The organism is Pseudomonas sp. PA-4-8C, from assembly GCF_021606625.1.
GTDB lineage: Bacteria > Pseudomonadota > Gammaproteobacteria > Pseudomonadales > Pseudomonadaceae > Aquipseudomonas > Aquipseudomonas lactis.
In genome coordinates this window covers 1-8,887 of sequence record NZ_WKCD01000236.1, presented here as the reverse complement: position 1 = coordinate 8,887, position 8,887 = coordinate 1, and the positions used below count along the sequence as shown (strand labels likewise).

The following is an 8,887-nucleotide window of genomic DNA, read 5'->3' as shown; positions in this document are numbered from 1 at the left end:
TTTAGCCGCCCCGCGCCATGGATGGCGCGTGGCGGCGGCCCCCCAAATCACTGGCGGATTACGGGCACACCGAGCCTAGGCGAGGTGCCGAGTGGTGGGGCAAGAGCGTTTTGCTTACTTTTGCGCTCTTCAAAAGTGAGCCGCCGTCAGGGCGGAACCCTAAGTGGCCGTTACCTAAATAACGGATATATACCCGGTCAGACCCAACATCCTGGTCGGCTGTCAGGCCGCCATCGCAGGCAAGCCAGCTCCCACATTTGGACCGAGGAGCGTCAGGTAGATAGGGGGGGCCAGCTTCAGCGCGCAACCATATTTGTACTCAATCAAGAAGCCAACCATGCAAACGTCTAAATTCCGCAAAATCGGCATTCTGGCTATAGCGGCCGTGGCAATCGGCCTGGCCATTTACACCGTAAACGCCCCCGCCGACGCCCCCCAATACCTCACCGCCACCGCCGAACGCGGCGATATCGAAAACGCGGTATTGGCCACCGGCCTGCTGGAGGGCGTCAAACAAGTCGACGTCGGCGCCCAAGTCTCCGGCCAGCTCAAGTCGCTGAAAGTCAAAGTCGGTGACAAGGTAAAGAAGGGCCAATGGCTGGCCGAAATCGACCCGTTGATCCTGCAGAACACCCTGCGCAAAGCCCAGGTCGATGAAGAAAACCTCCAGGCCCAACGCCGCGCGACCGCCGCGCAGCTCAAGCAGGCCAAGTCCGTGTATGAGCGCTACAAAGGCTTGCAGGCCGATGAGTCGGTGTCACGCCAGGATTTCGAAGACGCCGAATCGACCTACCAGGTACAACAGGCCAACCTGCTGTCCCTGGACGCACAGATCAAAAGCGCGCACATCCAGATCGACACCGCCAAGGTCAACCTGGCCTACACCCGCATCAACGCGCCCATCGACGGCGATGTGGTGGGCATCGTCACCCAGGAAGGCCAGACCGTGATTGCCAGCCAGTTGGCGCCCGTGCTGCTCAAGCTGGCAGACCTGGACACCATGACCGTCAAGGCCCAAGTGTCGGAAGCGGATGTGATTCATATCAGCCCCGGCCAGCAGGTGTACTTCACCATCCTCGGCGAGGCGGACAAGCGCTATTACGCCAAGCTGCGCGGCACTGAGCCGGCGCCGCAGAACTTCCTTGAAACCCAGACCGCCGGCACGCCGAAGCAAAACACCGCGGTGTTCTACAACGCGTTGTTCGACGTGCCCAACCCCGACCACCGCCTGCGCATTGCCATGACCGCCCAGGTGCGCATCGTGCTCGACACCGCCGAGGCCGCGCTGATGGTGCCCGTGGCGGCGCTGGGTGTGCGCAATGCCGATGGCCGCTACGAAGTGCGGGTGCTGGATGCCAAGGGCAAGGCGGTGGCCCGCACGGTGAAGACCGGTATCAACAACAACGTCAAAGTGCAGATCCTTGATGGCCTGGCCGAGGGCGACACCGTGGTGATCGGCGACGCCACGCCTGCCGTGGCGGGGAGTTGAGTCATGAGCCAGCCTCTGTTGGAACTCAAGGGCATCACTCGCAGCTTCATGGCCGGCGAGCGTGAATTCATCGCGCTCAAGGGCATCGACCTGAGCATCCATGCCGGGGAAATGCTGGCGATCATCGGCGCCTCCGGTTCGGGTAAATCGACCCTGATGAACATCCTCGGTGGCCTGGATTACGCCACCGCCGGCAGCTACAAGATCAATGGCATCGAAACCCGCTCCCTGGGCGATGAGCAACTGGCGGAGCTGCGGCGTGATTACTTCGGGTTTATCTTCCAGCGTTACCATTTGCTCGCGCACCTGAGCGCTTTGCACAATGTGGAAATGCCGGCGATCTACGCGGGCACCCCGCAAAGCCAGCGCCATAGCCGCGCCGGGGAATTGCTGGCACGCCTGGGCTTGTCGGGCCATACCAGCCATCGGCCCAGCCAGCTGTCTGGCGGGCAACAGCAGCGAGTGAGTATTGCGCGGGCCTTGATGAACGGCGGTGAAGTGATCCTGGCTGACGAACCCACCGGCGCCCTCGACACCCACAGCGGCAAGGAGGTGATGCGCATCCTCGCCGAGCTGCATGCGGCGGGGCACACCGTGATTATCGTCACCCACGACCCCAAGGTCGCGGCGAACGCCCAGCGCATTGTCGAGGTGTGTGATGGCGAGATCATCAGCGACAAGGCCAACGACAGCGTCGGCCTGGAGTTGCCCGCCGAGGCGCCGGTCGAGCCCCGCCGCAGCGGTGCGCGGCGCCTGGTGGCGAGCCTGGGGTTGTTCAAGGAAGCGTTCAACATGGCGTGGGTGGCGCTGATCTCCCACCGCATGCGCACCTTGCTGACCATGCTCGGCATTGTCATCGGCATCACTTCGGTGGTGTCGATCTCGGCCATCGGCGAAGGCGCCAAGCGCTATGTGCTCAAGGACATCCAGGCCATCGGCAGCAACACCATCGATATCTTTTCCGGCACCAGTTTTGGCGACAGCCGCGCCTCGGCCATCGAGACCTTGATGCCCTCGGATGTGGAGGCCTTGAACCAGCTGTATTACGTGGACAGCGCCACGCCGGTGGTGGGGCGCAACCTGTTGTTGCGCTACGGCAATATCGACCTGGACGCCCAGGTCAATGGTGTCAGTGATCGCTACTTCAAGGTCAAGGGCCTCAAGCTTGAAGCCGGCATTGCCTTCAGCGAAAGCGATGCACGGCGCCAGGCCCAGGTGGTGGTGATCGACCACAATACCCGCCAGCGCCTGTTCGGGCCGAACATCGACCCGCTGGGCCAGGTGATCCTGATAGGCAACCTGCCGTGCACGGTGATCGGGGTGACGGCGGACAATAAAAACATGTTCGCCGCCAGCAAGGCCCTGAACGTGTGGGTGCCGTACGAAACCGCGGCGGGGCGTCTGCTGGGCCAGCGTCATCTGGACAGCATCACCGTGCGCATCAAGGACGGCCAGCCGAGCAAGGTGGTGGAAGACAACGTCAATAAGCTCATGCTGCAACGCCACGGCACCAAGGATTTTTTCACCAACAATCTCGACAGCATCATGCAGACGGTACAGAAAACCAGCCGCTCCCTGGCGCTGCTGCTGTCATTGATTGCGGTGATTTCTTTGCTGGTGGGCGGTATTGGCGTGATGAACATCATGCTGGTGTCGGTCACCGAGCGCACCCGTGAAATCGGGATTCGCATGGCCGTGGGGGCGCGGCAATCGGATATTCGCCAGCAGTTTCTGGTGGAGGCGGTGATGGTGTGCCTGATCGGCGGGATCATCGGGATCTCGCTGTCCTACGCCATCGGCTACCTGTTTTCGCTGTTTGTGAAGGAGTGGGAAATGGTGTTTTCGGTGGGCTCGATCGTTACCGCGTTTGCCTGTTCGACGTTGATCGGCATTGTGTTTGGTTTTGTACCGGCGCGGAATGCGGCGCGGTTGGACCCGATAGAGGCATTGGCAAGGGACTGATCTGTGGGAGCTTGCTCCCGTGACGGCCTGACAGCCGGCGCCTATCTCCCTGGCGCCCCAGGATCCAAATGTGGGAGCTGGCTTGCCTGCGATGGCGGCCTGACAGGCGACACAGTTGGATTGTGTGCATATCCATTGCTGCGGTAACGGCTACTTAGGGTTCCGCCCCAACGGCGGCTCACTTTCGAAAAGCCGGAATGCCGGCCCAGACAAAAGTAAGCAAAGCGCTCTTGCCCCACCACTCGGCACCTCGCTTGGGCTCGGTGTGCCCGTAATCCGCCAGTGATTTGGGGGGCCGCCACCACGCGCCATCCATGGCGCGGGGCGGCTAAACCGGCATCCCTGCCGGTTTACCCCCCAAATCCCTGTCGAATTCCGGCCAGCGTGGTTTAACTGGGCGCCTAAAATCAAAAGCAGATCAAGAGCAAGGGGCAAGAGCAAGAGCAAGAGCGGCTCGCTTCGCATCGTGGTTACCGGTGGCTGCGGCGAACTGCACAGTTGTGTAGATACCTATGCTGCGATAGCGGTGTGACAGTCTCCCCAGGGTTGCTGACCCACCGCTATCGCAGGCAAGCCAGCTCCCACGGGGATTTTTGCTTGGCTTATAGGGCCGTGTCAGACTCGGTCGAGTACATCCAGCGCAACAACGAATGCCGCCCGCTGATCCCCAACTTGATCGCCGCACGCTTGAGGTAGCTCTCGATGGTGTTGACCTTCAACGCCAATTGCTCGGCCAACTCCGGCGCGGTGCGCCCGGCCAGCAGGCCTACGCACACTTCCAGTTCACGGTTGGACAAGGTCAGCCCCGATTGCACCAGGCGCTCCTGGATACGTCGGCGCAAGGTATCGATGCCCTGGTGTTGCGGCTCTGCCGACGGGCTGTCCGAGAGCGATGGCTGCAGCGCGGTGATGTGTTTTTCCACCATGGGCAGCAACAGCGTGGAGAAGTCCTGGAGCATGCTGCGTTCTTGCGCAGAAAAACTCTCGGACGGGTGGGAGCGGTACACCGACAGTACATAGCGCACATCGTCCTTGCGGCGCGTGAGGTGCAGTTGTGCGGCGAGTTGCTCGCTGTCCAGGGCCGCCACCGAATCGGTGTACACCGGGCTGATTTTGCGACGGCCAAGGCCTTCACGGCTGACGTGCAATTGGGTGATATGGGTGGCGTCCACTGCCAGTTGGGTAAGGATCAGGTCATGCAGCATGCGTGGGAAATGGCGGCTGCCGGTGCTGGCGATGACCTTGCCTATCTGTGGGAACAGGTGTGAGTTCATCAATTCGTCCATGAGTTTCGTGCAGGTATTGGGCCTTATAGCGACGGGGATTAAGAAGGTAACTAATGTGAATAACCTGCAGTGATAGTGCGTCCCGCCGCTGACATGCTAGTACAGGCTGGCTGAAGGAGGGGGATCCAATCTGCGAAAAAAAAACATTAAGCAGGTACAGCGGCAGTCGGATCCTTCCGATCGCCGCCCAGGCACCGCAAAACGCTTGGGTTTGGGCGCTATTTCAGCGCGTACGCCGATGTAGTGGTGGGCCGCAGGTTGGCACCGTTGCACTTGGCCAGGGCTTGTTGGATATCCGCCAGCAGGTCGGCGACGTCTTCCAGCCCCACCGACAAACGTACCAGGCCCTCGCTGATACCGTGCTGCGCCCGTTGCTCGGGGGTGTAGGTGGAGTGGGTCATGCTCGCCGGGTGTTGGGCCAGTGATTCGGCATCCCCCAGGCTGACCGCGCGGGTGAACAGTTGCAGCGCGTTCATGAAGCGCTGGCCGGTCTCGATGCCACCCTTGAGTTCAAAGGCGATCATGCCGCCGGGCAGTTTCATTTGTCGGTTTGCCAATTCGTACTGTGGGAAAGAACGCAGCCCGGGGTAGGTCACCCACTGCACCGCAGGGTGTGCCTGCAACGCCTCGGCCACCGCCTGGGCGTTGCTGCAATGACGGTCCATGCGTAGGCCCAGGGTCTTGAGGCCGCGCATCAACAACGCGGCGTCCTGGGGTGACATCACCGCGCCGGTCAAGTCCTTGAGTCCTTGCAGGCGAATGCGCTGGGCCAAGGCCTGGTTGCTCACCGCGATGCCTGCGGTGATGTCGCCGTGGCCGCTGAGGTATTTGGTGGCCGAGTGCACCACCACATCGGCGCCCAGTTCCAGGGGGCGTTGCAGGTAGGGGGTGCAGTAAGTGTTATCGACCACCACGGTGATGTTCGGCTGTTGATGAGCCAGTTCGGCCACGGCGGCGATGTCGATCAGGCGCAGGTTGGGGTTGGCCGGGGTCTCGCAGTAGACCATGCGGGTGGCCGGGGAGAAGGCTGCTTGCAGGGCGGCCAGGTCGGTCAGGTCGACGTGCCGCACCTTGATGCCGAATTCGCCCAGGCCATGGTGCAACAGGGCGAAGGTACAACCATAAAGCGTCTGGCTGACGATGATCTCGTCGCCTGGGCGCAACAGGGTCCAGAACGTCGCGGCAATCGCGCCCATACCGGAGCTGAATGCCACGGCGGCTTCGCCGTTCTCCAGACTGGCCATGCGTGACTCCAGCAGGGCCAGGGTGGGGTTGGAAATGCGCGTATAGAAGTGGCCGCTGGCTTCGCCGGCAAAGCAGGCGGCGCCGTATTCGACAGTGGGGAAGGCGAAGGTGGCCGACAGGTAGATGGGCGGGACGAGGGCGCCGTGGTGGTCAAGAGGGTCATAGCCGTGGTGGATGGCACGGGTAGAAAAGCCGAAGCTGGTGTGTTTAGTGTGCATGTCGGGCGCTCCTTATTTCCTACAATGCTATGCTCATAACCACAGATGAACCTTGCAAAAAAGCCTGGAAAAACCCGCGTTTGTGGATCAAACACCGATAAAAATAATGATTAGAGGCACGTTATGCCCATCAAGCTGGACCGTACGGACAAAGCCCTTTTAAACGCGTTGCAAGGCAACGCCCGCCTGACCGTGGCCGAGTTGGCAGAGCGGGTGGCCCTCACCACCTCACCGTGCTGGCGCCGGGTGCGCACCCTGGAGGAGAGCGGGGTGATCAGTGGCTACCAGGCGATCCTTTCTCCCAAGGCGCTGGGTTATGGGGTGACCGCGTTTGTCAGCATCATGATGGAAAGCCACACCCAGGAAATCGCCCGCGCGTTCGAGCAGCGCCTGTTGGCGATTCCGGAGATTGTGGCGTGCCATAACGTCTCGGGGCGCTATGACTTTTTGCTGGAAGTGGTGGCCAAAGATCTGGAATCGTTTGGCGAGTTTGCCCGCGAGGTTTTGCAGACGTTGCCCTGCGTCAAGGAGATCTATTCGAGCTTTTCCTACAAGTCGGTGCGGCCGTTGCGGGTGATTCCGTTGCCGGGTTGACGGGAGGCTTACGGCGCCTTACCTACTGACACCCCCGCGATCCAGCTGTGGGAGCTGGCTTGCCTGCGATGGCGACCTGCCAGCCGCCCCATATCTACCTGACACCCCACGATTTCAATGTGGGAGCTGGCTTGCTCGCGAAGGCGGCCTGGCAGGCGACACAGTTGGATTGGGTATATATCCATTGCTGCGGTAACGGCTACTTAGGGTTCCGCCCTGACGGCGGCTCACCCGGCGTCCTGCCGGGTTACCCACGAATTCAAGCCTGCGTTCGGCCAGCGTGGTTTAACGGGGCGCTTGAGATCAAGATCACAAGCAGATCAAGAGCAGATCAAGAGCGGCTCGCTTCGCATAGTGGTTACCGGCAGATCAAGAGCTACTCGCTTCGCATCGTGGTTAGGTTAGGTTGGGGTTGGGGGGCTTTTGCTTTTTTGGGCGACACCGTGCAGCAGCAACGCCTCGAACACTCGCTGCACGCGTGGTTCGTCGCTGTGTGCCACATTGAAGCGCATTGAGTCGCGGTGGGCCGGATCGTAGCCAAACAGGGCGCCGGGGGCCAGTACCATGCTGCGTTTCAGGGCTTCCTGGGCCAGGAGTTCGCCGTTTACGCCGGGTGGCAGGCGCGCCCAGATGAACATCCCGCCTTCATACGCCATGGGCAATTCGCACCCGCAGCGCTTGAGCCATTGTTCGACGCGCCCACCGGCTTCCATCAGGCGCTGCACCATGCGTTTGCGGTGCTTGGCGTAGCTGCCTTCGCTGAGCATGCGGTAGACGATCTGTTCGAACAGTTCGGAGGTGACGCCGCCGCTCATCAATTTCATGTTGGTCAGGTTGGCGGCCAGTTGCGGCGCGGCGACGACGTAGCTGACGCGGGTGTTGGCACTCAGGATCTTTGAGAAACCCGACAGGTAGGTGACCTGGTCCAGCCCGGCGACGGCGGCCAGGCGTGGGGGTGGGTTGGGGTGCAGGTCGCCGTAGAGGTCGTCCTCGACGATGTGGCAGTGATAGTGCTGGGTCAGTTGCAGCAGGCGGAACGCCTGGCTGGGGCTGAAGGAGTGGCCGGTGGGGTTGTGTAACACGCTGGTGGTCAGGTACAGGCTGGGGCGGTGTTCGGCCAGCAGTTGTTCGAGGGCGGTGAAGTCAAAGCCGTCGGGGCGGCGGGCAATGGTGATGACTTTGACGCCGTGCAGCGCCAGGTTGGCGTGGAAGTTGAAGTAGCACGGTGCATCGAGCAGCACCGTGTCGCCGGGGCGGGCGAGCAGGCGCATGAGCATGTCCAGGCCCTGCACGGTATTGGGTGTGGTGATGATCTGTTCCACTGGCACCGACAAGCCTTCGCCGTGCAGTTTCTGCTGCAGCGCCTGGCGCAACGGCAACAGCCCCGCCGGTGTGCCCAGCCCGGCGATGCGCAGTGACGGCGCACGCACTACGCTGCGCATCGCCTGGCGGATCGCTTCGCCATTGAGCCAATCCTCCGGCAAGTGCCCGCCGCCAGGGCGCAGTTCGCCACTGGCAGTGGCCAAGGGCCGGCGCAAAACGCTGAGCAGGTCTTGGGGCAACAGGTCCACCCAGGTCGCCGAGGCTGGGCGGGTGCTGTCCATCGCCACGAAGTAGCCGCGGCCTTGGCTTGAGGTGAGCAGGTGGCGACCGCGCAGACGGTCCAGTGCCTCGTTGAGGGTGAACTTGCTGACGCCGAGGATCTGGGTCAGTTCACGCACGGATGGCAGTTTGCTGCCCGGGGCCCATTCGCTATTTTCGATGGCGTGGCTGAACGCCTCGACGATCTGTTGGACCTTGGGCGTGCCCTCTACAAAAGCGATGGCGGATACAAACATGACGCGTCCTTGTGTTTGCCGGTGCTTTTACCGGTGAAGTTAGGCTGGATTAGGCATCACTTTACCTGCCTTGTGCAATGCCACTCCCCTAGACTGCGCGGCATCTCGCCAGGAGGTGGCGAAATTTCCTACACCTAAGCAATGGATTTTGCATTTCCATGAAGACTTATATGTGCGCACCCTGCGGTTTTATGTACGTAGAAGAACTGGGTATTCCGGAGGACGGAATTCCCGCAGGCACCCCTTGGGAAGAGG

General features: G+C 61.4%; 7 protein-coding genes. 4 read left to right on the top strand and 3 right to left on the bottom strand.

All coding sequences use genetic code 11. The features are described 5' to 3' along the window. The first annotated feature begins 337 nt into the window (after positions 1 to 337). Positions 338 to 1,489, top strand: coding sequence for a macrolide transporter subunit MacA (gene macA / locus GIW04_RS24055; protein ID WP_034135256.1), 1,152 nt, complete (start codon positions 338 to 340; stop codon positions 1,487 to 1,489). 3 nt (positions 1,490 to 1,492) lie between these two features. Continuing rightward, positions 1,493 to 3,451, top strand: a complete 1,959-nt coding sequence (locus tag GIW04_RS24050) for a MacB family efflux pump subunit (RefSeq protein ID WP_003190636.1) — start codon at positions 1,493 to 1,495, stop codon at positions 3,449 to 3,451. Between the two features lie 602 nt (positions 3,452 to 4,053). Here the strand turns inward: GIW04_RS24050 and GIW04_RS24045 are convergent. Together GIW04_RS24045 and GIW04_RS24040 are read right to left on the bottom strand one after the other, a co-directional pair. Next, positions 4,054 to 4,725: a helix-turn-helix transcriptional regulator gene (locus GIW04_RS24045; RefSeq protein WP_003190637.1), complete on the bottom strand. Its 672-nt coding sequence runs from the start codon at positions 4,723 to 4,725 to the stop codon at positions 4,054 to 4,056. 230 nt (positions 4,726 to 4,955) lie between these two features. Next, positions 4,956 to 6,200, bottom strand: coding sequence for a methionine gamma-lyase (locus GIW04_RS24040; protein WP_120248297.1), 1,245 nt, complete (start codon positions 6,198 to 6,200; stop codon positions 4,956 to 4,958). A gap of 123 nt (positions 6,201 to 6,323) precedes the next feature. On the opposite strand from GIW04_RS24040, the gene GIW04_RS24035 reads away from it, so the two are divergent. Further along, a complete protein-coding gene (locus tag GIW04_RS24035) occupies positions 6,324 to 6,794 on the top strand; it encodes an Lrp/AsnC family transcriptional regulator (protein WP_014718112.1) in 471 nt (156 codons plus the stop codon). Between the two features lie 401 nt (positions 6,795 to 7,195). On the opposite strand, the gene GIW04_RS24030 is transcribed toward GIW04_RS24035, so the two are convergent. After that, complete coding sequence (locus GIW04_RS24030; RefSeq protein ID WP_034134394.1) at positions 7,196 to 8,632, bottom strand: aminotransferase-like domain-containing protein; 1,437 nt, start codon at positions 8,630 to 8,632, stop codon at positions 7,196 to 7,198. A gap of 158 nt (positions 8,633 to 8,790) precedes the next feature. Between GIW04_RS24030 and GIW04_RS31275 the strand changes: the two genes are divergently transcribed. After that, on the top strand, positions 8,791 to 8,887 hold a 97-nt coding region (locus GIW04_RS31275), incomplete at its 3' end, for a rubredoxin (protein ID WP_329607638.1).

Excerpts from the sequence above, each read along its gene's own strand:
- macA (WP_034135256.1), top strand. The coding sequence starts at position 338 with ATGCAAACGTCTAAATTCCGCAAAATCGGCATTCTGGCTATAGCGGCC.
- GIW04_RS24040 (WP_120248297.1), bottom strand. The coding sequence starts at position 6,200 with ATGCACACTAAACACACCAGCTTCGGCTTTTCTACCCGTGCCATCCAC.
- GIW04_RS24035 (WP_014718112.1), top strand. The coding sequence starts at position 6,324 with ATGCCCATCAAGCTGGACCGTACGGACAAAGCCCTTTTAAACGCGTTG.
- GIW04_RS24030 (WP_034134394.1), bottom strand. The coding sequence starts at position 8,632 with ATGTTTGTATCCGCCATCGCTTTTGTAGAGGGCACGCCCAAGGTCCAA.
- GIW04_RS24045 (WP_003190637.1), bottom strand. The coding sequence starts at position 4,725 with ATGAACTCACACCTGTTCCCACAGATAGGCAAGGTCATCGCCAGCACC.
- GIW04_RS24050 (WP_003190636.1), top strand. The coding sequence starts at position 1,493 with ATGAGCCAGCCTCTGTTGGAACTCAAGGGCATCACTCGCAGCTTCATG.